Annotated in this window: 20 protein-coding genes; 17 read left to right on the top strand and 3 right to left on the bottom strand. The window is 46.7% G+C overall.

Features of this window, described 5'->3' with window-relative positions:
- Window positions 1-315: 315 nt before the first annotated feature.
- The 14 genes from V1L65_RS01365 (at window position 316) to V1L65_RS01300 (ending at window position 14,921) form a co-directional block, all read left to right on the top strand.
- On the top strand, window positions 316-2,106 hold the full coding sequence (locus V1L65_RS01365; protein ID WP_331697248.1) for a M3 family oligoendopeptidase: 1,791 nt from the start codon (window positions 316-318) through the stop codon (window positions 2,104-2,106).
- 131 nt (window positions 2,107-2,237) lie between these two features.
- Window positions 2,238-2,897, top strand: a complete 660-nt coding sequence (locus V1L65_RS01360; RefSeq protein ID WP_331697247.1) for a helix-turn-helix transcriptional regulator — start codon at window positions 2,238-2,240, stop codon at window positions 2,895-2,897.
- Window positions 2,894-3,694: a pyruvate, water dikinase regulatory protein gene (locus V1L65_RS01355; RefSeq protein WP_331697246.1), complete on the top strand. Its 801-nt coding sequence runs from the start codon at window positions 2,894-2,896 to the stop codon at window positions 3,692-3,694. Before V1L65_RS01360 ends, V1L65_RS01355 begins: the two co-directional genes overlap by 4 nt.
- Window positions 3,695-3,726: 32 nt before the next feature.
- Entirely contained in the window at window positions 3,727-4,125 is a 399-nt protein-coding gene (ndk, locus tag V1L65_RS01350; RefSeq protein ID WP_331697245.1) for a nucleoside-diphosphate kinase, read from the top strand.
- A gap of 232 nt (window positions 4,126-4,357) precedes the next feature.
- Window positions 4,358-5,524 carry a hypothetical protein gene (locus V1L65_RS01345; RefSeq protein WP_331697244.1) on the top strand — a complete coding sequence of 389 codons (1,167 nt, stop codon included), beginning with the start codon at window positions 4,358-4,360 and terminating at the stop codon, window positions 5,522-5,524.
- Between the two features lie 40 nt (window positions 5,525-5,564).
- On the top strand, window positions 5,565-6,806 hold the full coding sequence (locus tag V1L65_RS01340; protein ID WP_331697333.1) for a CpaF family protein: 1,242 nt from the start codon (window positions 5,565-5,567) through the stop codon (window positions 6,804-6,806).
- Window positions 6,790-7,644, top strand: a complete 855-nt coding sequence (locus tag V1L65_RS01335) for a type II secretion system F family protein (RefSeq protein WP_331697243.1) — start codon at window positions 6,790-6,792, stop codon at window positions 7,642-7,644. Before V1L65_RS01340 ends, V1L65_RS01335 begins: the two co-directional genes overlap by 17 nt.
- Before the next feature lie 16 nt (window positions 7,645-7,660).
- Window positions 7,661-8,560 carry a type II secretion system F family protein gene (locus V1L65_RS01330; protein WP_331697242.1) on the top strand — a complete coding sequence of 300 codons (900 nt, stop codon included), beginning with the start codon at window positions 7,661-7,663 and terminating at the stop codon, window positions 8,558-8,560.
- A gap of 80 nt (window positions 8,561-8,640) precedes the next feature.
- On the top strand, window positions 8,641-8,793 hold the full coding sequence (locus V1L65_RS01325) for a Flp1 family type IVb pilin (RefSeq protein WP_331697241.1): 153 nt from the start codon (window positions 8,641-8,643) through the stop codon (window positions 8,791-8,793).
- The gene (locus tag V1L65_RS01320) at window positions 8,765-9,463 is read left to right on the top strand and encodes a hypothetical protein (RefSeq protein WP_331697240.1); all 699 of its coding nucleotides are present in this window, start codon (window positions 8,765-8,767) and stop codon (window positions 9,461-9,463) included. The genes V1L65_RS01325 and V1L65_RS01320 overlap by 29 nt, the downstream gene beginning before the upstream one ends.
- 3 nt (window positions 9,464-9,466) lie before the next feature.
- Window positions 9,467-11,734 (top strand): TadE/TadG family type IV pilus assembly protein, encoded by a 2,268-nt coding sequence (locus V1L65_RS01315; protein ID WP_331697239.1) that lies wholly within the window; start codon window positions 9,467-9,469, stop codon window positions 11,732-11,734.
- The gene (locus V1L65_RS01310) at window positions 11,700-12,692 is read left to right on the top strand and encodes a TadE/TadG family type IV pilus assembly protein (protein WP_331697238.1); all 993 of its coding nucleotides are present in this window, start codon (window positions 11,700-11,702) and stop codon (window positions 12,690-12,692) included. Before V1L65_RS01315 ends, V1L65_RS01310 begins: the two co-directional genes overlap by 35 nt.
- 18 nt (window positions 12,693-12,710) lie before the next feature.
- Window positions 12,711-13,199, top strand: a complete 489-nt coding sequence (locus V1L65_RS01305; protein WP_331697332.1) for an A24 family peptidase — start codon at window positions 12,711-12,713, stop codon at window positions 13,197-13,199.
- A gap of 36 nt (window positions 13,200-13,235) precedes the next feature.
- Window positions 13,236-14,921 (top strand): DUF6382 domain-containing protein, encoded by a 1,686-nt coding sequence (locus tag V1L65_RS01300; RefSeq protein ID WP_331697237.1) that lies wholly within the window; start codon window positions 13,236-13,238, stop codon window positions 14,919-14,921.
- Here the strand turns inward: V1L65_RS01300 and V1L65_RS01295 are convergent, their stop codons facing one another.
- The 3 genes from V1L65_RS01295 to V1L65_RS01285 all read right to left on the bottom strand — a co-directional run bounded on the left by V1L65_RS01295 (window position 14,922) and on the right by V1L65_RS01285 (window position 17,377).
- Window positions 14,922-15,830, bottom strand: a complete 909-nt coding sequence (locus tag V1L65_RS01295) for a TIGR01777 family oxidoreductase (protein WP_331697236.1) — start codon at window positions 15,828-15,830, stop codon at window positions 14,922-14,924.
- 47 nt (window positions 15,831-15,877) lie between these two features.
- Entirely contained in the window at window positions 15,878-16,402 is a 525-nt protein-coding gene (locus V1L65_RS01290; protein WP_331697235.1) for a hypothetical protein, read from the bottom strand.
- A gap of 537 nt (window positions 16,403-16,939) precedes the next feature.
- Window positions 16,940-17,377 (bottom strand): DUF2621 domain-containing protein, encoded by a 438-nt coding sequence (locus V1L65_RS01285; protein WP_331697234.1) that lies wholly within the window; start codon window positions 17,375-17,377, stop codon window positions 16,940-16,942.
- 98 nt (window positions 17,378-17,475) lie between these two features.
- Here V1L65_RS01285 and V1L65_RS01280 point away from each other — a divergent pair, with 98 nt between their 5' ends.
- The 3 genes from V1L65_RS01280 (at window position 17,476) to tkt (ending at window position 21,665) form a co-directional block, all read left to right on the top strand.
- Window positions 17,476-18,600, top strand: coding sequence for a deoxyribonuclease IV (locus V1L65_RS01280; protein ID WP_331697233.1), 1,125 nt, complete (start codon window positions 17,476-17,478; stop codon window positions 18,598-18,600).
- A gap of 90 nt (window positions 18,601-18,690) precedes the next feature.
- The gene (gene purU, locus V1L65_RS01275) at window positions 18,691-19,584 is read left to right on the top strand and encodes a formyltetrahydrofolate deformylase (RefSeq protein ID WP_331697232.1); all 894 of its coding nucleotides are present in this window, start codon (window positions 18,691-18,693) and stop codon (window positions 19,582-19,584) included.
- Between the two features lie 71 nt (window positions 19,585-19,655).
- Entirely contained in the window at window positions 19,656-21,665 is a 2,010-nt protein-coding gene (tkt, locus tag V1L65_RS01270) for a transketolase (protein WP_331697331.1), read from the top strand.
- Window positions 21,666-21,985: the final 320 nt, after the last annotated feature.

Genomic DNA, 21,985 nt, shown 5'->3' with positions numbered 1-21,985 from the left:
TCCTTTTTGCACTTTTTAGCAAGAAACAAGAAAATAGTATTGTGCGCAGTTCAAATTGATAAGCAAAAAGAAAGGGGAACGAAGAGCAAGATTGGGAATGGAGAAGCGGCAGCGTCCGCCTTTGTAGGCCAATTTTATCCTTTACAGGGGTTATTTTATCAAAAAAATTGGACTACAACAGCGGTCGGAATCCCAAACTTGTTCGTAGTAACCTCCCTTTCGTTTGCTTGTTGCCCTATCCACAATGAATCGACACTCTCGTGAGAAGCGCTCTAGAAAGCGGAGTGACTACTTAAAATAAAAGGAGCGATAGGAATGGAAAAGTTATCACTGACATGGGATTTGGAAAGTATTTATGCCGGCGGTTCGTCTTCGGCACAATTTCAAGAGGAGCTTGCCGGCATGGAGCGCAATCTTGCGGAGATGAGCCGGCTTATTCAGTCCGCAGGCAGCGCAGACAACAAACAAGCAGCAATTGTATCCATTACTGAGCTTGTACAGCAAATTTTGCTCGCGCTTCGTCAATCTGACTCTTTTGTCGGCTGCTTAATGGCGCAAAATGTAGGCGACGCGAAGGCGATCGCGCTGAATGACCGTGTTAAAACAATATCTGCACAGTTTAACGGCCTGCTGACCAGCTATGATGAGCTGCTCGCTTCCCTTCAAGAATCGGAATGGGAGCAGCTGCTTCAAATTGAAGCTATGAATGAAGTAAGCTTTCAACTGGATGAGAGAAGGCAGCTAATGAAGGAAAAGCTGGCACCTGCAATGGAGGCGCTAGTGGAAGATTTGGCTGTTGACGGCTATCATGGCTGGGGCGACTTCTATCATACGATTGTCGGCCGTGCCAAATTCCAGGCTGTTGCAGCAGATGGAACTGCGGAGCTGCTATCCGCAGGCCAGATGCAAAATCGACTATCTGAACCGGATCGCGACCTTCGAGCAGCAGCTTTTGCGGAATGGGAAAAGGTGTGGGGAGAGCAGGCTGAGCTTTGCGCGGAAGTGATAAATCGCATATCCGGCTTTCGCTTGAAGCTGTACAATAAGCGTGGGTGGCAGTCGGCACTTAAGGAGCCGCTGCAAATGTGCAGAATGAGCGAAAAAACGTTGAATGCGATGTGGGATGCTGTAGTTGAAGGCAAAAAGCTGCTTATTCCTTATTTGCAGCGCAAAGCCTCGTTGCTTGGCGTAGATAAGCTGGATTGGCACGATGTGGAGGCGCCGCTCGGCAAGGCTGCGCGGACAGTCCCTTATGAGGAAGCGGCAGCATTTATCGTACAGCAATTCAGAGGCTTCAGCTCTGAGCTGGCAGAATTCGCCGATATGGCAATCCGTAAGCGATGGATCGAGGCAGAGGATCGGGCAGGCAAGCGTCCGGGAGGCTTCTGCACGTCGCTTCCGAAAAGCGGTGAAACCCGTATTTTTATGACTTATTCAGGCTCTGCTTCTAATATTTCTACACTTGCCCATGAGCTGGGTCATGCCTATCATCAGCATGTTATGAACGATTTGCAGCCGCTGGCTCAGGAATATGCGATGAATGTAGCAGAGACGGCTTCAACCTTTGCGGAGCTGATCGTATCCGAAGGAGCGTATCAGGCTGCGACGGACAAAGAAGAGCAGCTCGGTCTGCTAGAGGATAAGATACAACGAGCGGTTGCATTTTATATGAACATACATGCACGCTTTTTATTTGAAACGAGATTTTATGAGCGCCGGAAGCAAGGAATTGTATCCAGCGATGAGTTGAATGCTTTAATGGAAGAAGCACAGCGAGAGGCATACAGTGATATGCTGGGAGAGCTTCATCCTCACTTCTGGGCTTCCAAGCTGCATTTTTATTTAACCGATGTACCTTTCTATAATTTCCCGTACACGTTTGGCTTCCTGTTTAGTGCAGGAATTTATGCAATTGCCAAGCAGGAAGGAGAGGCTTTTTCGAGCCGTTATGTCGCATTGCTTAGAGATACAGGCAGTATGAAGGTTGAGGAACTGGCTAAAAAGCATTTGGAGGTTGATTTGGAGCAGAAGCAGTTTTGGCAAGCTGCAGTCGATCTGGTAAGGCAGGATGTCGATGCGTTTTTGGCTTTAACGGATCAGCGATGAGCTATAGTAAAGGAAATGTATTGTCCATAAAAATTCTATATATTGTGTAATAAATTTTAATGTGATATGTTATATGGGTAAATTATGTGATTATTACATATATGTGAGTCATATAACGGTGAGGAGGTCATATGATTCAACTATCAACTCGGCAATTAGAGCTTATTGAGCTGGTCAAAAAGCATTCGCCGGTAACAGGCGAGCAATTGGCAGAATATTTGGGTGTCAGCCGTCCGACGCTCCGTTCTGATTTGTCCTTGCTAGTTATGTTAGGGATGCTGGATGCCAAGCCAAAGGTCGGATATTTTCTAGGAAGCGCATATCGATCCAACAATCACCCGATGGACAAGTTTAACAGCGTAAAAGTAAGGGATGTGCAAGGTGTACCGGTCAATGTGCCGGACAGCCTATCTGTTCATGATGCCGTTGTTACTCTTTTTACAGAAAATGCAGATACGTTGCTTGTTATTACGGAAAATAAACGCTTTGCCGGTATAGTGACGCCTAAGGATTTATTGAAAATTACACTGGGCAATCCAGGAGCCGCGGCGATTCCTGTAAGCATGGTTATGACTCGTTACCCGAATATTGTTACGCTTTCACCTGATGATTCGGTTATGGTTGCAATACGCAAAATGGCGCAGCATCAGCTCGATTGCCTGCCGGTTGTTCATATGCGCAGCGAGGATGGGCATGATCCTGAGGTAACTGGCTGGGTTTCTAAGTCAAATATTATTCGTCTAATTGCGGATATTGCAACAGCAGAAGAATTGGGGGAGCCTGGTTTATGACACAGCGAACGATTTATGTATGCTCCGATGCAGTCGGTGAAACGGCTGAAGCAGTTGCTAAAGCTACGCTCCGGCAATTTACTTCTGAGCAGGTAAAAGTTAAAAGATACGGCAATTTGCGTTCCGAGGAGGAAATTACGCGTATCGTGCATGAAGCCGCCAAATCAGGCGGATTCATTAGCTATACACTCGTTCAACCAGAGCTTAGAGAGCTGATGAAGGAGGAGGCGCTGCGTCACAATGTAAGGGCTGTCGATGTAATGGGACCTATGATGCAAGCGTATATCGATACATTTGGCAGCTTCCCTAAGCGTATGCCGGGGCTGCTCCATTCAATCGACGATGCCTATTACCGCCGTATGGATGCCATCGATTTTGCTGTTCGTTATGATGACGGCAAGGATGTTCGCGGCTTGCTTCAAGCACAGGTTGTGCTGATTGGCGTTTCGCGCACATCGAAAACCCCTTTAAGTATATTTTTGTCTCATAAAGGAATAAAAACGGCCAATTTGCCTCTTATGCCGGAGGTTAATCCGCCTGAGGAGCTAAGACAAGGGCCTGATAGACTGATCGTCGGTCTTACGATGCAGGCGGAGCATTTGGTGGAAATTCGTTCTGAGCGTTTAAAGACGCTGGGCCTGCCCGGCACTTCGCAATATGCATCATCGGATCGCATCAGGGAGGAACTGGAATATGCAGCTTCTATTATGGAACAGCTGCAGTGCCCGGTTATAGATGTTACAAATCGGGCAATCGAGGAAACAGCGGGCATTATTATGGAATGGATTAATAAATAGTTGGCAATAACGATAAATACGGAGGGATGAAAATGAGTAAGACATTTGTCATGGTTAAACCGGATGGAGTTGCAAGAGGTCTAGTAGGTCGTATCGTTGCAAGATTTGAGGAAAAAGGCTTTGTGCTCGAAAGAGCGCAATTAATGCATGTCAGCAAGGAGCTTGCCGAGAAGCATTATGCTCATTTGAATCAAAAGCCATTTTTTGGCGAATTAGTAGACTTCATTACTTCAGGCCCCGTATTTGCAATGGAGCTAAGCTGCAACGAAGCTATTAAAAATGCAAGATCGATTATTGGCGCAACGAATCCAGTAGAAGCTGCAGCAGGCACAATTCGCGGCGATTATGCAACGGATGTAGCCAGCAATATCGTTCATGGCTCTGACTCGGATGAAAATGCTGAACGTGAAATAAAACTGTTTTTTGGCTAAATAGTTGACTTGAAATGGTCATATGTGGTAATTTGAACTAAAGTTAGTCTTATATAAAATTTAGACGGAAGCACCGTATGGGCAGCAGCTTGCTGCGCCCATTGCGGTGCTTTTTTGCATTGTTAAGAACAAATTTTTCTTAAACTTGTTCTTGTCATTCATCGGTAAACGCGCCTTTCCAAAGGACGGCGGAGCCGTTTATCCTTGGTGCAAATTAAAGGGAGGGAGAAATATGCTGAAGCAGCTTGCGCTTGCTTTGGATGATGAAGCCTATTTATTAAAATTTTCCGCTTATTTTCGGCGCCATCCTATTCATTCCAATTGGACAATAATCGTTTTTACTAGCGCTGAGGCATGTATGAGCTATATCAAGAAAGGAGGAAGAATAGATTACCTTATTGCAGGAGCGAGTATTTTGAAGCAAATAGCTGATGCGTATCCGCATTTGCCAGCAGCTGTGCTAGCCGAGCAAGAGCGAGGCAAGTTGAAGACATGGCCATGCTTATTGAAGTATCAGCCACTGCCGCAATTGCTGCAAAAAGCATTGGAGATATACAGTGAGCTTACTGGTGCCAGCGAACACGTTAAATTATCCTCGGTGCAAGGCAAAGCGGGCGCGCAGGTCATTGTCGTGTATTCCGTTTCCGGAAATATTGGAAAAACAGCCATAGCCCTTCATCTTGCCCATGCTGCGGGTGTTCGGCATAGCCGAGTATTTTATTTGAATATGGAGCGTTGGAATTGCTTTGAATTATGGCTTGGCGGTGAAACCCCTCGGCAGGATGAGCAAAAGCAGAGCGGCATGTCTGAGCTGTTGTACAGCGTTAAAAGAGGAGGGCTGCAAAGCAGCCAGTGGCTGGAGCAGCGTAAGCGCCATAAGCTGCTGCAGGCCGATTATGTCCTGCCGTTTGAGCTGGATGAGGACTGGGATGCTTTCAGCGGGGAAGAGGCTGCTGCAATTGTAGAGCTGGCTGCTGGCTGCGGACATTATGATGTTATTGTAATAGATTTGGACAGCGGTTTAGGGCAGCTGCAAATGGCAATGTTGGATAGGGCAGATGTCATAGTCTGGGTAGTAAATGGCGACCAGACTGTGCTGAGCAAGCAGCTGCTTGCAATGCAATATATGATGAGAAACTGGCCAGAACAGTTCGGACCACTGCCTTCCAAGCTAGAAGTTGTTTTTAATGGCACATCACCCCGCCAATCGCATTGGGCTAAGCATTCAGCACAGCTTGCAGCTAGCTTTTTGGCACCTCATAATATTATATTTCCAGATGTAGAGGCTTGGAGGGTTCAAGGAGAAGCCAGGCTGCTCAGTTCAGCTGACTTTCGCGCCGCCGCTGACCGCCTGCTGCAGCAGATCATCCAAAGGAGCAGCGAATATGCTGCACGATAGAATACTGGAAGAGGGAGCTCAGCTATCTCATCGACAAGCAATGGATGAGCCGGAACTAAAACAGCTGCGTTGCATTATACGAGAGCAGATTCATCAAGCGGACTCGATGGATGATAAGGAGCTTATGTCCTTAATAGAAGCTGTTGTATTGCAATACAGCAATAGAGAGCATAAACTTAGCGCCCGGCAAAAAATTGAAGCTATTCATCTGCTATTTCATTCCTTCCGGGGCTTGGATTTGCTGCAGCCGTTAATGGAAGACGAATCTATTACTGAAATTATGATTAATCATCATGAAGAAATTTTCGTAGAACGCAATGGCGTCTTAATAAAGCTGCAGCAGCGCTTCGAAAGCAAGGAGAGGCTTGAGGATTTAATTCAAGCTATCGTCTCGAGCGTCAATCGTGTAGTCAACGAATCATCGCCGATTGTTGATGCCAGGCTTAAGGATGGGTCGCGCGTTCATGTCGTTCTGCCCCCAGTCGCTTTGAAGGGGCCTTGCATGACGATCCGCAAATTTCCGGACAAGCCGCTTACGATGGAGCATCTCATCGCTTTTGGTTCCATATCGAACGAGGCGGCCGAGCTGTTGCGTGTATTAATTGAAGCGCAGTACAACATATTTATTAGCGGCGGAACGGGCACTGGCAAAACGACTTTTCTAAATGTGCTGTCGCAGTATATTCCTAACAGTGAGCGAGTCATCACGATTGAGGATTCAGCTGAGTTACAGCTAAAGTCACTTCACAATGTAGTCACTTTGGAAACGCGCAATGCCAATACTGAGGGCAAGGGTGAAATTGCCATTAAAGATTTAATACGAGCAGCACTGCGGATGAGGCCGAACCGTATTATCGTGGGAGAGGTTCGAGGGGAGGAGGCACTCGATATGCTGCAGGCCTTAAATACTGGTCATGCAGGTTCTTTATCGACAGGCCATGGCAATAGTGCGCAGGATATGATGTCGCGGCTGGAGACGATGGTGCTGAGCGCCGCACAATTGCCGCTGCCCGTTATTCGCAAGCAAATAGCATCCGCCATCGACATCGTCATTCATTTAACGCGATATCGGGATGGCTCAAGAAAGGTATCAGAAATTTGTGAAGTGATCGGAATGGAGCAGGGAGAAATTAAACTGCAGCCGTTATATCAATTTGTGGAGGAGGCGGAGCAAGACGGGAGTTTTCAGGGTCGTCTGTTAGCTACGCCTTATGGCCTGATCCATACTGAAAAGCTGTATTTGGCTGGAAGGGAGTGCAGTCAATTTGCCAAAAGCACATAATAGCCAACAGAAGATAAGCAGGAAGTGGCAAGAACAGCTGCAATGGCTTGGCTTAGATATCGCCTATCGGAATCAAAACAAAAGCAGCAAGCGATTATTTATTAATTATAACGAATATCACTTATCGGTTAAGCAGTGGGTTATTTCACTTGCAGCTGGCTTTAGCTTGCTTTTTGCAGCCACTTATTTGTTTTATCATTCTGTATTGCTGTCGTTGTTTTTATCCCTTACAGCTGTATTAACCCCAAGATGGAGCAGGCAGCTGCTGATGAGGCGGCGAAAGGAGCAGCTGCGGCTGCAATTTAAGGAAGCGCTGCAGGCGCTCACGTCCTCATTGGCTGCCGGCAAATCGTTGGAAAATGCGATCCGCTTTGCACTCGACGATCTGGTGCTGCTTTATCCTGACCCCGCTTCGCCGATTATTCGAGAGTTTACGGGATTAGTTCATAAGCTCGATCATGCAGAAACTATTGAGGCAGCTTTTGGCGATATTGCAGCCCGTTCTCATATTGATGAAATTGAGCAGCTATCCGAGGCGTTGGCGACGTGCAAGCGCTCCGGCGGGAATATGGTAGAGGTTATGAAGCGAACAGCCCTGATTATTAATGAAAAGCTTTCTACTGAGCAGGAAATAGCAGTTTTGATCGCACAAAAAAAGCTTGAAGGACGAATGATGATGGCTGTCCCGTTTGTATTTTTAGCTTTTCTTCAGTTAGCTGCGCCTGATTACATGGCTCCCCTATATAGCGGTATGGGTTATTTGTTATTAACAGCTGCATTGCTGCTGCTGATAGGCTGCTTTTGGCTTATGAATAAATTGATGCAAATATCAGTATAAAAATGAACGGGAGAGAATGAAGTTGGTTCTAATATGCCTAGTTGCAGCATGCTCACTCTTGATTGGCTGGCTCATCCTCCTCGGCAGAAGCTTGCCGGCTATTTTTGGAACATATGCTAAAAAGCTTGATCAAGACGCACTAAAAAATAGCTTAATAGTCGAGCCGTTTAAACGGCTGATGGAGCGATGGCGGATATTTGAGCAGTTCTCTCTTCCGCTTGGCATATTACACACGCAGCAAATGATTTTAGAAGGAGCAGACTGGAGTTATGACGAGACAAAGGCTTTGACGGCAAAATATGCCGGTGCAGGTTATCTTGCCTGCATGTGCAGTGTCTGGTTTAGTGTAATCACTGCAGAGGCGCTATTGCTTGTCATAGGGCTTGTGTTAGCTGTTGTGCTTGCAATAAAGCCATATATAGATGCCAAAAGTAAAGTCGTTAAACGCAAAAATCAAATTATTTTAGCGTTGCCCGATATGCTAAGCAGATTGCAGCTGCTAGTAGGAGCAGGAGAAAATCTGCAGCGGGCATTTATAAAAATCGCCTTCAGCTCGCAGCGTTCTGCTCATTCAGCCCAAGCCTGCACTAGCGAAGCGCTTGTGAAAGAATGGCGGCTTGCAGCGCAAGCCCTGCAAAACGGGCAATCCTTCAGCAATGCTCTTGAGCGATTCAATCGAAATTGCGCTGTTCAGGAGGTATCTATATTTACGACCGTGCTGCTGCTTAATTATAAGCGCGGCGGCGATCAGCTTGTTCTTGCTCTGCGCGAGCTATCGTACAGCTTATGGGAAAGAAGAAAAAGCATTGCCAGAATGAGAGGGGAGGAGGCATCCTCCAAGCTCGTTTTTCCTCTGGTGGGCATCCTGCTTATTTTGATCGTATTAATTGCTGCGCCTGCCATAATGATAATGTGACTTCGTTATATGTTTTTGAAATTAAATTATAGGCAAAGGACTGATTAGAGATGAAGGCTGGGAACTTAGCTGCACGCTTTATGAAAGAGGAAGAAGCGATGGGTACAATTGAGGTTATTTTAATTATTGCTGTCATTATACTGATTGCGCTGCTGTTTAAGGATTGGATTATTGAGCTGCTGGAGAGGCTGATGAGCAAAGCGGATGATAAGGCAGACAGTATTTTTAACTAAGTCGTCTTTCGGCAAATGGTGGGGAGAGGAAAGAGGAAGCTATTCGATCGAAGCAGCGCTCGTCGTACCTCTTTTACTCGGCATTATTTTATTATTTATTGCGGCAGGCTCCTATATGTATCAAACAGTAGCTGCCTACTATTCAGTCGCTACTGCAGCTGAGAGGGCAGCTTTTGGCTGGGACAATAGCAATCGCGATTATTACAGCGGAATTTTACTGGAGCCCCAATACGATCCGCTATACAGCAAGCTTGCTGCCAACGGTGTGCTCGGCGCATTGTTTCAATGGAGCGGGATAGGACCCAAGCAGCAAGTTGCCATTCCTGCCTATGAAACAGCGGAGCATAATAGCCTGGCAGACAAAAAGCTGCAGCGGGCTGCGAGCTGGCTAAGCGAAAAGGGGCTTGGCTTGTCGGGAGAAATTGAGCATGACCAGCAAATATTATCACCAGCAATTAAGGTGACGGTGAATAAAAAAGCGCGTGGCTCTATTGAAAGCTATGCGCAAAGAGCAGTTATTGTAGATCCTACTGAATTTATTCGCAATGTTCATCTTTTTGCTTACTATACAAATAAACTGAAGCAGTCCCGCAAGGAGAAGGAGCAGGATTGGTCCGACAAAAATGTACAGGGCATCATTAACCGCTTAGCGGGAAAAAATTGGAGGTAGAAGATGAGCCAGTGCCGGCTAGTCAAGCTATTATTCCGAAGCGATGGAGCCATTACTGTTTTTGCGGCCATCGTAATGGCCTCCTTGCTATTGTTTTTTTCATTTCTAATTGATTATGCAAGAATTGCTGTATTTCAAAAACAAGCGGAAGACTCGCTGCGGAGCGGCGTGCGTTCTGTATTGTCAGCTTATGACAAACAATTGTTTGAACGCTATGGCTTATTTGGAAGAGGAGGAACACCGCCTGAGCAAATATTTGAACAGGTGTTTCTCAAAAATAACGAAGCGCAGTCGATTGGCAGGCAATCGTTCAAGCTGATTAACGTAAAGCTGGAGCAGTTCAATATATCTGCTAATCAACAGCTTGGGCAGCATGCGGTGTTCGGCAGGCAGGTGCTGGAGGAAATGAAATATAAGGCGCCAATTGATTTTACAATAGAGGTTATTTCAAAATTTGTACCGTTAGCCAATTCGATGAAACAATCAGCAGCTGCCGTGAATTCACTTAATTCTTTGCGGCGGTTGTATGAAAAACGTGAAAACAGCTTGCAGCGCGTGCTAGACCTGCAGGAGCAGGCTGCGAATGCAGCTGCGTCAAGCGATCTTGCTTCGCTGGCCTCTGGCAGGCATGCTCAAAGACAAAATTCCGATGATACCATCTCAGCGATAATCGATGGTTATACTCCGTACTTTGAGCAGCTGCAAGCACAAGCGCAGGCCGTGTTGGAGGCACAAAAACAGGCTGCCGGCGATCCAGATTCTGAGCAGCAGATCGTCATTCCATATTTGGAAGAAACAGCACGCTATGAAAGGCTCGTACATAATGTGTCGGCAGCCTTGAATAGTTCTGCCGGCTTTATTGCCGGCAAGCATGAATCGCTTATTCAGGATGCAGCTCATGAGCTTGAGACAGCATGGCAGATTAATGAGCAGATGAAAGCCGTACGGGATGAGGCGGATTCGGTTTTGTCAGCAGGGTATGAAGTAGTCGCGCAGCATGAAGTTGCTGACGGGCAAGGCGCTGAGCTTGATTATGAGTCCAGTCTGCTAATGGAGCTTCGTGAAAGCGGCGAGCAGCTAATAAAGACGGATCAGTGGTTTGAGGAGTATAAAGCAGAGCTGCTGGAGCAGCACGACGCATTGCGGCAGGCGTCCGCTGCCGGATTAACCTTTGCAGCTCAAGCTGAAGCTGCTCTTGCAAGACCTGTCCAGCTGTCCAGCCTGTCGCAGCTTTCTCAAACATCAGCAGCGCTGCAAAAGAAAATGAATATATACAGCCGTCTGTATGATGCCCCTGGTCAAGTAATTGAGGAAAGGAAAAAGGATGAGGCAGAACAAAATGTAAAACGACAGCTGCGAAAAAATGAAGAAGAAGCAAATAGCAAGTGGAAGCAGCTGAAGCATTTATTGGACGGTTTAAAAGCATTCCAGCCTTCGGATGAACAAAAGGAGCAGTTTAAGGCGGCGGAGGAAAGCTACCGAAATAATATGCGTTTTAATGAGCTTACGGATCAGGCAAGTGAAAATTTCAGTAAAGATTATGGAGATGCCTACGATGCAGCTGATCATTCAACAGAAGTTTCCGGAGGCATGTTCAGCGGTCTCGGCGATATGCTGCTGAATGCAAGGGATCATTTTTATTACGGCGAGTATGCGGTTCATTATTACAACGCGTTTCAACCGCAGCAGCTGGCTGCCTATTTGAATAGCAAGGATACCAGCGCATTGTCAGAAGCAGCTGATTTTCAACAACAGGAGCTTGAGTATGTGCTTTATGGCATGCATAAGCCGTTGTCTAATATTGCAGCCGCTTATGGAGAGATCGTAGCGGTCAGGCTAGCTGTTCGCTTAATGGAAGGGCTGCTTGAAAAACGGTCGCTCGGGCATCCGCTGCTTATTTTGTCAGCAGCACTAATATATGCCATTGATAGGACTGTTGAGGATATATCCTCCTTAATAAATAAAGGAAAGGCACCCCTGTCCAAGTATGCGCCTGTGGAGCTTAGCTATGTTGATTATATCAGACTGTTTATGCTGCTTCATGGCGGCAAGGAGCAGGAACGTCTCGGCAGAATGATTGCTGTGATCGAGCAAAGCACAGGCTTGACACTCGCGAAGGTGCCTAGCGGAATTACTGCTGAAGCGGTGTTGTCAATGGAGCTTTGGTTTATTCCATCATTAATGAAAACAATACTTCATGTAGGCTCGAAGCATGGAAGGGTTGCTGGTAAACGATATGAGACGAGCAAAACGATTGGATGGTCTTATTAAAAAACGATTGCGTTTTGCTGACTTTCGCGAGGAAAGAGCTTCAATTGTTTTAGAGGCGGCAATAGTTATGCCGGTGCTGATGTTATTCATGCTTGCTCTTATTATCTTTATTCATTTAAATGCTGTCCAGCTGGCGCTGCATGCCTCTGCAGCACAAACAGTACGAGCCGTCGCGGCGCACTGGTATCCGGTTGATCAAGCGCTGCAGCAGTTAGCCCAGCAGTCTGAACAATCAGCAAAGTCTTCGGACACAGTGCAGGGCATGGACGGGGAGCAGCACTTGAGAGAATTGGCTTCAGCAGCAGCAAAATGGCTGCCGGACCCTTCTGGAACGGTGCTGTCCTCTGCGTTAAAAGGAGATTGGCAGCCTGCAATTAATATGGCTGCGACAGAGCTCGGGAGATTTGCCGTTGAACCGCTTGTACGGCAGCATGCTGATGCCAGATTTCTTACGGCGGAAAGAATTGTGCTGGCTCAGCTCAGCATACCTGATTATAAAAATAAGCAGCATGCAGAGTTGAGTTTGACAGTATCGTACCAATATCCGATCAAAGTCCCTTTGCTGCAGCTTCCTATTATCCTTCATGCCGGCGCGGCAGAAAGAGTATGGATTCCTGACACAGCAGCTGCCAACACTGGCACGGCAGTAACAGGACAGCAGCTGTCGATTATTTCCATCGAGCCGTCACCGGTTCGGCCCGGCCGCAAGGCTACTGTGACCGTTCTGGCGAATCCGGGAGAAGCTGTTTCATTGGAAGTGCTTTATAAGAGCGGGTTAAGCAAGGCGAAGCACCTAGGGGAGGCTCAGGCCGACGCATCTGGAATGGTAAGCTGGACGTGGCATGTATCCGGCAATACGACGCCGGGCTTGTGGGAAGTATCGGCTGCGTCACTTAGCCGGGAAGGAGCAAGGGATCATAAATTTTTCTCCGTAGAAAAAATAGCAAAAGCTTCTTAAACTAGGAGGTGAGTTTACATCGAGACAGCAGCGATAGGGCTGCTTATTGGTATAGCGCTATATACCGATATCCGCAGACAGCTTATACCTAATCGATTAATAGTTTGCTTTTTAATAGGCGGTGTCATTTATCAGGTTGTATGGCATGGTGTGTCTGCTTTATGGCCAGCATTAACAGGCATGCTTTGCGGCTTTATTCCTTTATTTCTTATTTATGTTTTAAAAGGGATAGGGGCTGGCGATGTAAAGCTATTCGCGGTAATCGGTTTATGGAGCGGCGTCTTGCCGGTATTGCAGCTTACTATGTATTCCATCATATATGCCGGACTTATCGGCATCGTATTGCTCATTTTTCAGAGCGGATTTATTCGAAAAACTTATTCGGCAGCAATTGCTGCAGCAAGTATGCAGACTGAAAAAAAACATTGGCTTTACTGGGCGCAATCGGGCCGGAAATTTCCTTTTATGCTGGCAGTTGCGCCAGCCTTCGCTACAGTTTGGTTTTGATCATAAGCACAGGTGAATGAGCATGGGAGGTTAGCAATGAGATCTCTTAAAGTTGATTTTTGTATGAATCGCGGGCATGAAATGATTATAGATCGTGAAGGGGGAATAAAGCGGACAGAGCTGGATGAATTGGAGCTGCAGATGCTTCGGTCAAGCACTGTGCCTCATCTTTTGCCTGTGGATTGGCTTGAGATTGACGGCAATTGCACGTTTCGCTTTTCGTTGACAGAGGTAACGATGCTTTCTCACAGACTGCAGCGGGAGCCGCTCACTATGCACAATTATTACGTGCTAGTGCTGGGCCTGGTTGACGCGCTGATTCAATGCGAGGAATACATGCTCCGCTTTGAAGGGTGCTTGCTGCAGGATCAATTTATATTTGTAGGCGGCAGTTGGCAGGATATTAAGCTTGCCTATTTGCCTCTCTCCGGGGAAGAAGCTGTTTCCAGGCATACGGATTTGCTGGCGACTATTGTACGCTGGACATCCTATGTGGATAAAATAGACGGCAGCGGCTTAAAAAGGCTTTTGCATCTTATGAATGTAAGCCATTGGCCGATTGAAGAGCTGCGCGCTGCTTTGCTCGATTTAATCGGTGCAAAAGCAGAAAGTGAGAAATTACAACATAGTGCGGTGGACGGAAATGGTTTAGCAGCTATAGGGGAAGAGGCCATGAGTTCGACAGGTATTGCAGGAGAAATTAGGACTGCATATGCTAAGCCTGATGTAGAAAAACAGTTTTATACCTATGCCCAAAATAATAAGCAGCCAGAGCCGCAGGCTTCACTATTTTATTATGAAACAGATAATGAGCAGATGGCTCCTGATCTCGAAAAAGAACAAGGAAAAGCACATGAAATTGGGGAGTCAGAGAGCGAGCAGGAGAAGCAGGAAGCTGTTAAAAAGCTTGGCAAAACGGGGATGAGGATGGCATTGCTGGCAGCGCTGCTTTGCAGTGCGCTTGTTTGGCGCTTCGTCTATTTGAACGATCCGAACCAGCAAAAGCTTTTGATAAGCGGAGCTGCTACGCTGCTATTTTTCGGGCTTGCTATTTTTATAAGCAAACGAAACAGCAGAATGTTTATTGAGCCGACCGGAGACGAATTCGAACACCATTACGGAACAATGAATACGGATCGGCATGCAGCAGGCGTCAAGCTGTCAACAGAATTTGAGCTGCATTCTGGAGAATTGAGAAATAATCGCTGGCATTTTGATAAAAGCGGCTTCAGTGAAGCCAAAAAAGAAAATAGCCGGCAGCAAGTGGTAGAGCCGTTGCAGCAGGTGTTCATAGAAACAGAGGCGGCCGGCAAGCTGCAGCAGCCTGCAATGGAAGTACTGTCCGGCAAGTCCAGTATATCTGAACCTACCGTTCTACTGGCGCGGGAAGACAGGCCGCATGCTGGTGCTGCGACGATGTCTTGGCTGAAGCGGGTATGGGAAGGGAAGGAGGAGCGGGTCGAGCTCATTCAGCCGAGCTTCAGAATTGGCCGAAACGGCGGACCGGCTTCCTATGTTGAAGCTGCTGAAGGCATTTCTCGACTGCATATCGAAATAGAACGCCATACCGACGGATATTGTGCAAAGGATCTTGGCTCGCGCAACGGCAGCATGCTAAATGGCGAGCAGATGATTCCTTACAAACAATATAAGCTTGAGTATGGCGATCAAATTCAGCTGGCCGGTAAAAACGGCCCTGTATACGAGCTGAAAACTGGTTAATTATTTTGCATTATTATTTTTGAATAGCTGCTGCATGGCCGAATCAACGGTTGGATAAAGAAATTGAAAGCCATGCTTCAGTGCTTTTCGAGGCACTGCTCTTTGACCAGTCAGCAGCAAATCAGCCATTTCGCCAAGCAGCAGCCTAAAGGCAGGAGCCGGAACTGGCAGCCAGTGCGGTCTCTTCATTGCGCGCCCAATCGCTCTGCCAAATTGATCATTGGCAACAGGCTCAGGAGCGGAAGCGTTGACAACTCCGCTTAGGTCAGGCTGCTCCAAACAAAAAATAATAAGTCGTACAAGGTCATCCAGGTGAATCCACGAAATGCCTTGTGTACCCTTCCCAATGCGACCCCCGCCAAACAAGCGGTACGGCAGCGCCATCAATGGAAACGCACCGCCTTCAAGCGACAGCACGACGCCGATCCGCAGCTTGATCAGTCGCTGAGCTGGAATCGAATCGGCAGCCTGCTCCCAGCTCTTCACTACTTTAGACAGAAAATCGCTGTCAGCAGTCGGACTGTTTTCATCGCATGTCATTAGAGCAGCATCACCATATGCCGAAATGCCAGACGCGTTAATGATGAGCGGCGGCGGCGTATGGAGCATGTCAAAAAGGCCGGCAAGCTGGGCTGCCGACCATAATCTTGATTGAACGATGCGCTGCTTTGCATTAGCGGTCCAGCGCTGATTGATGGATTCGCCTGCCAGATTGACAACCGCATCCATACCTTCGAGCTTGTCGTGGTTGGCGGCAAGCTCCATCCATGTAACGGACTGCAGCTTCTCATGAGTGTCACGGCTGGCCTTATGCCGGGATATTATAATAACTTCATTATTTCTCTCCAGCAGCGCTTTGGCGAGCGCTTGACCAATAAATCCGCTTCCGCCTGCTATAGCAACGCGCATCGATCTCGCTCCTTCTATATAAAGCAATATTGTTCAAGTAATTGTAGTTACTCTATAACTTTAACAGATTGAAGCCATAAATGCTTTAAGCCCGTATCTTTTTCAATAATTTCAATCGTGTATGTTATTTCTACCTTGGCATCTGGCTCCAGCGTCTCAATCACCGGACGCACTTCATCCGTTAACCGGAATGCTTCTGCGCCATTGTCAGTAATAATTTCTATTTGATTGGAATCCTGCAAGCCGACATATTGCCCGCTAGCGGTATGGACCTGCTCTTGATCTGTCTCATTTGCACTCGAATTGCTGCCAGAGCCAGCCTCTCCTGATGATTGACTGCCTGTTTGTCCGCCATTAGCAGCTTGATTATCATTATTTTCCTTCTCAGCTGTGCCAGAGTCTATAATGCCGCTGCCTTGCGGCGATTGCTCAACTTGTGGTGAAGAAAGGTTGGAAGCATTGTTCGGTACCTGTTTGCTGTCGCCGCATGCCGAAGCGGTAATCATCATAGCAAGCACAAGTGCACCTGCTGCTGCTGCCTGCGAGCGTTTTTTCAATCTTGATGAGTTCATAGATGAACACCTCCTACATATATAAGACGTTTTAAACCACTAATTGGTTGCAAAAAAATAAGAGGGCGACCCAAAAGTGGATTTTGGAACCCTCTCGCAAGGCTGGACAACATCTCCCTGTTAAGACCGCAAAACAGTTGTCAGCGGTACTCTTCGCCTGTTTTGCCGATTGGAAAATGTAACGGTTGTCAGCGTTGCTATTTAGATTGTTTTAGCTGATTTAAAAATGTAACGGTTGTCAGCGTTGCTATTTCGATTGTTTTGCCGATTGGAAAATGTAACAGTTGTCAGCGTTGCTATTTAGATTGTTTTGCCGATTAGAAATGTAACAGTTGTCAGCGTTGCTAATTCGACTGTTTTAGCCGATTTAAAAGTGTAACGGTTGTCATAATCGTTATTTCACCATTTTGCGAAGGAAATCAACGATTAAGACTTAATTAAGCATGATAGCAACCGTTACAAAAAAAAGTACAGCCTTTTTACATGAATAGCGTTTGTGGCAACCGTTAGAATGCTGCAACCCTGCTTGCAGACAGTCTATTTATTAAATAGATGCTCATAGTTTTTGTAGTCGATGCCTTCTTTCTCCAAAAACGTAATTAAACTGCGATAGTCTCTTTTTGGAGTTGCTCGAATATAGCCTTCAATACAATGCTCGCGCGTCACGGTGGTAGCGCCATGATCGATAGCAACCTGACCGATTTTTGCTGCTATAGAATGTTTGGCAATATCTCTGAAAGGCGTTGGAACTGGAGAAACAAGCTTGTCCAGCATTTGCTTGGAATCGTCATTCCACATGCTGCGGCTTCGTTCCACCCAATAATTTTGCCAATCCAGTTTCGATTTGCCGTCGCGCATCGGCAGTACCTTTAAAAATTTTCTGAACATAAAAAAGCCGCCTATGGACATCGCTACAACCATGACTACAGCCCAGAAAACGATAAAATACATAAACCAATTTGGAGCTCCGCTCATACGTTATGTTCACCTCTCAAATGAATTATAACGTATTCCTAGATTTATTTCGACATTCCCTGTAAAATAAGGTGTGATTAATGAAAGGGGCGTTTTTTATGATAAAGCTAGGTTCCCATGTATCGTTTTCGGACAAGGGTTTGCTCACTGCGACTCAAGAGGCAATGTCATACGGCTCAAGTACATTTATGATCTATACAGGAGCGCCGCAAAATACTAGGCGCAAGCCAATTGATTCGTTATATATTGAGGAAGGCAAGGCTTTAATGGAACAAGCAGGCATTAACGAAATCGTTGTGCATGCTCCTTACATTATTAATCTTGGCTCCTATAAGGAAGACACCTTCGAGCTGGCAGTTAACTTTTTGCAGGAGGAAATCCGTCGTACGCATCATATCGGCGTTCGCAATATTGTGCTGCATCCAGGCGCGTATACGGATAAGGATGCTGAATACGGGATTTCGCGTATAGCGGAAGGGCTTAACGAGGTTTTAGCCGGCACTAAGGAAACAAATGTTAATATTGCTTTGGAGACGATGGCTGGAAAAGGCACGGAAATAGGACGCAGCTTTGAAGAGATTGCTGCGATAATAGATAAAGTGCAATACAATGACCGTCTTACGGTATGTATGGACACCTGTCATATGCACGATGCCGGCTATGATCTCATCGGCGACTTGGATGGCGTACTGGATCAATTTGACCGTATAGTCGGCTTGGATCGCGTAGCTGTTGTTCATATTAACGATAGCAAAAATAGCCGCGGAGCCGGCAAGGACCGCCATGCGCCGCTTGGTTCAGGATGGATCGGGCAAGAGGCTATCAAAAATATTGTTCACCATGAGCGTCTTCAAGGACGTCCGTTTATTCTTGAAACGCCTTGGATTGGCAAGGATGCCAAAAAGCAGCGGCCTATGTATGAAGCTGAAATTGCTCTGCTGCGCAACAATGTAGAGGATCGGCTGGGCGGCCACTTCCTAGAGGATGTGGAGAGACTTCATTACTTCTTTGAAAAATCGGAAGTAGATCCTCGCTTATACGTGCTTTCCGTATGGGATGTATTGAAGAATGATGCAAAGGCTAAAAAGGCAGATCCGAGAGAGCCGATGGAAAGACTGTACGATCTCGTATTGGAAGGGAGAGCTTTGTCTGCAGAGCTCACGGAGGAGCAGGTGAATCAGCGTATCACTGCTTGGTTTGCCGGCAAACAGCTGCTGGCTTAGTTGTATGCGTGAATAGGTCGGGTTAAGCCATTCCTGCATATACCTTTGAGCAAGAAAGACTATTATTTATGAAAAGGAAGTAGAAGCTAAATGTCATTGCAATCTAAATCAGTTTTGGCAGAGGATCAGCGTGCAAATCGTGCTCGCATGCTGATTTCATGCCCGGATCGACCGGGAATCGTCGCGGCGGTATCCCAATTTTTACATGAGCATGGAGCTAATATTGTTCAGTCCGACCAATATACGATGGACCCGGAAGGCGGCATGTTTTTTATCCGCTTCGAGTTTGAGCTGAACGATATGGACCGCGAGCTGCCGATCATTGTAGAGGATTTTCCGCGCGTAGCCGACCGGTTTGAAATGAAATGGCATACTTTTCGCGCCAGCCGTAAAAAGCGTATTGCGATTTTTGTATCCAAGGAGGATCATTGCTTGCTTGAGCTGCTATGGCAATGGAAATCAGGCGAGCTGAATGCAGAAATTGCTATGGTAATAAGCAATCATCTGGATATGAAGGAACAGGTTGAATCGTTTGGCATTCCTTATCATCATATTCCAGTTACACCAGAAACAAAGGCGGAGGCAGAGCGAAAGCAACTGGAGGCTGTCGGCGATAAAGCGGATATGATCGTACTTGCCCGCTATATGCAGATCGTTTCTCCTAAGTTTATCGAGCAGTTTCCAAATCGGATTATAAATATTCATCATTCCTTCCTTCCTGCTTTTGTAGGCGGTAAGCCGTATGCCCAAGCTTATCAGCGCGGCGTTAAGATTATCGGCGCAACGGCTCATTACGTAACTGAAGAGCTTGACGGGGGACCGATTATTGAGCAGGACGTACAGCGTGTGACGCACAGGCACAATGTCAATGAGCTAAAGCGCATCGGCAGAACGATTGAAAAGGTTGTGCTTGCCCGGGCAGTAAAATGGCATATCGAGGACAGAGTGCTCGTGCATCAGAACAAGACGGTTGTTTTTAATTAATAGAGAAGACTCCAAAAGGAAATACTTTTTGAAATATGCCAGTTTACATTTCTTAATATGATTGAGGAGGAATTTCATTGACAATTGATCAACTTTCCATTGCTACGATTCGGACTTTAGCGATTGATTCTATAGAGAAGGCAAAATCGGGCCATCCAGGTATGCCTATGGGAGCAGCGCCTATGGGCTACCAGCTGTTCGCCAAAACGATGGTGCACAATCCGTCCAATCCGGCATGGGTTAACCGCGATCGCTTCGTCTTGTCTGCTGGACATGGCTCTATGTTGTTGTACAGCTTGCTGCATCTTTCCGGCTATGACCTGCCGATTGAGGAGCTGCAAAACTTCCGCCAGTGGGGTTCATTAACACCAGGCCATCCGGAATTCGGACATACCGCTGGGGTCGATGCAACAACTGGCCCATTAGGACAAGGAATTGCTATGGCTGTCGGTATGGCAATGGCGGAAGCGCATATGAGCACGGTATATAACAAAGAGAACTATAATGTTATTAATCATTTTACTTATTCGATCTGCGGCGACGGCGACTTGATGGAAGGCATTTCTCATGAAGCGGCTTCTCTTGCAGGACATTTGGAGCTTGGCAAATTAATCGTACTTTATGATTCCAATGATATTTCGCTTGACGGCGCGCTGAATTTGTCTTATTCGGAAACGGTTCAAAGGCGCTTCGAGGGTTATGGCTGGCAAGTGCTTCGCGTAGAAGACGGCAATGATCTTCAAGCTATTGCACAAGCTGTAACAGAAGCTCAGGCAGAAACAAGAAAGCCTACGCTTATTGAAGTGAAAACGATGATTGGCTACGGAAGTCCGAACAAAGGCGGCAAAGGCGGAAGCGCTGGAACGCACGGTTCTCCGCTTGGAACAGAGGAGACTAAGCTTACTAAGCAATTCTATGGCTGGAATGAAGAGCATCATTTCCATGTTCCGGATGAAGTTCGCACTCATTTTGCCGAGGTAAAGGCAGCTGGCGAAAAAGCGAATGCGGACTGGAACGCGATGTTTGCTTCCTACAAGGAAGCTTATCCTGCTCTAGCTGCGCAATTTGAGCTAGCAACTTCAGGCGATTTGCCTGAGGGCTGGGACGCTGATCTGCCGGCGTATGAAGCGGGCAGCAATGCAATGTCTACACGCGTTGCCTCTGGCCATGCGCTTAACGCCCTTGCCAAAAATGTACCTGCCATTATTGGCGGCTCCGCTGACCTTGAAAGCTCCACGATGACAAATCTTAAAGGCATGGAGCAATTCAAGCCTGGCAGCTATGCAGGCAGAAACGTATACTTTGGCGTTCGCGAGTTCGGAATGGCAGCGGCTATGAACGGCATGAGCCTGCATACCGGCCTTAAAGTATTTGGCGGCACCTTCTTCGTATTTACTGATTACTTGCGTCCTGCTATTCGTCTTGCAGCGCTTATGAAGCTGCCGGTTGTTTATGTTCTGACGCATGACAGTATCGCTGTAGGCGAGGATGGGCCTACTCATGAGCCGATTGAGCAGCTTGCATCGATCCGCATTATTCCGGATCTGACCGTTATTCGTCCAGCTGATGCAAACGAAACTTCTGCAGCCTGGGCTTACGCGGTTGAAAATAAAGCAAATCCGGTGGCGCTTGTTTTGACACGTCAAAACCTGCCTGTTCTTGAAGGCACTGTGCAAGGCGTTCGTGAAAACGTAAAGCGCGGCGCATATGTCATTTCTGATGCGGCTAATGGAAAGCCACAGGCACAGCTGCTTGCTTCCGGCTCTGAGGTGCAGTTGGCTGTAGCTGCTCAGAAAGCTCTGGCTGAAGAAGGCATTCAGGTACGCGTAGTCAGCATGCCGAGCTGGGATTTGTTCGAAAAACAGTCGAAAGAATACAAGCAATCTGTTATTCTTCCTGATGTTAAAGCCCGTCTTGCAATTGAAATGGCTCATCCATTCGGCTGGGAGCGTTACACAGGCGAGCAAGGCGATATACTGGCGATTGACCGCTTTGGAGCTTCAGCGCCTGGCGATCGCGTAATTAAGGAATATGGATTTACAGTTGAAAATGTTGTGAGCAAAGTAAAAGCAATGCTGTAATAAAGTATTCTGCCCGTAGAAATGCAGTATTTCCGCAAAATAATGGCCAATCAGCTTGAAGGCTGATTGGCCTTTTTGCATATTGGGTAGTATCTCGTGGTAACTACATTTTGTGCATCTAGATTCTCATTTTTTGCCGAATAAACGGTTCTAGATGTATTTCATGTATCTAGTTTTATTGAATCACCCTATATCCTGCGAATTCTGCCAAACTAAAGGCAGTTTTTCCCCTTAGAATCACAAAAAAGCCAGATTTCATAAAACTAAACACAGGAAATGCACTTAGGCATTGGCACGAAAATAACCGTTCAACAAAACAG

The organism is Paenibacillus sp. IITD108 (assembly GCF_036541265.1).
Lineage (GTDB): Bacteria > Bacillota > Bacilli > Paenibacillales > Paenibacillaceae > Pristimantibacillus.
Note: the sequence above shows the minus strand (reverse complement) of the source record. Positions and strands in the feature narration are given on the sequence as shown.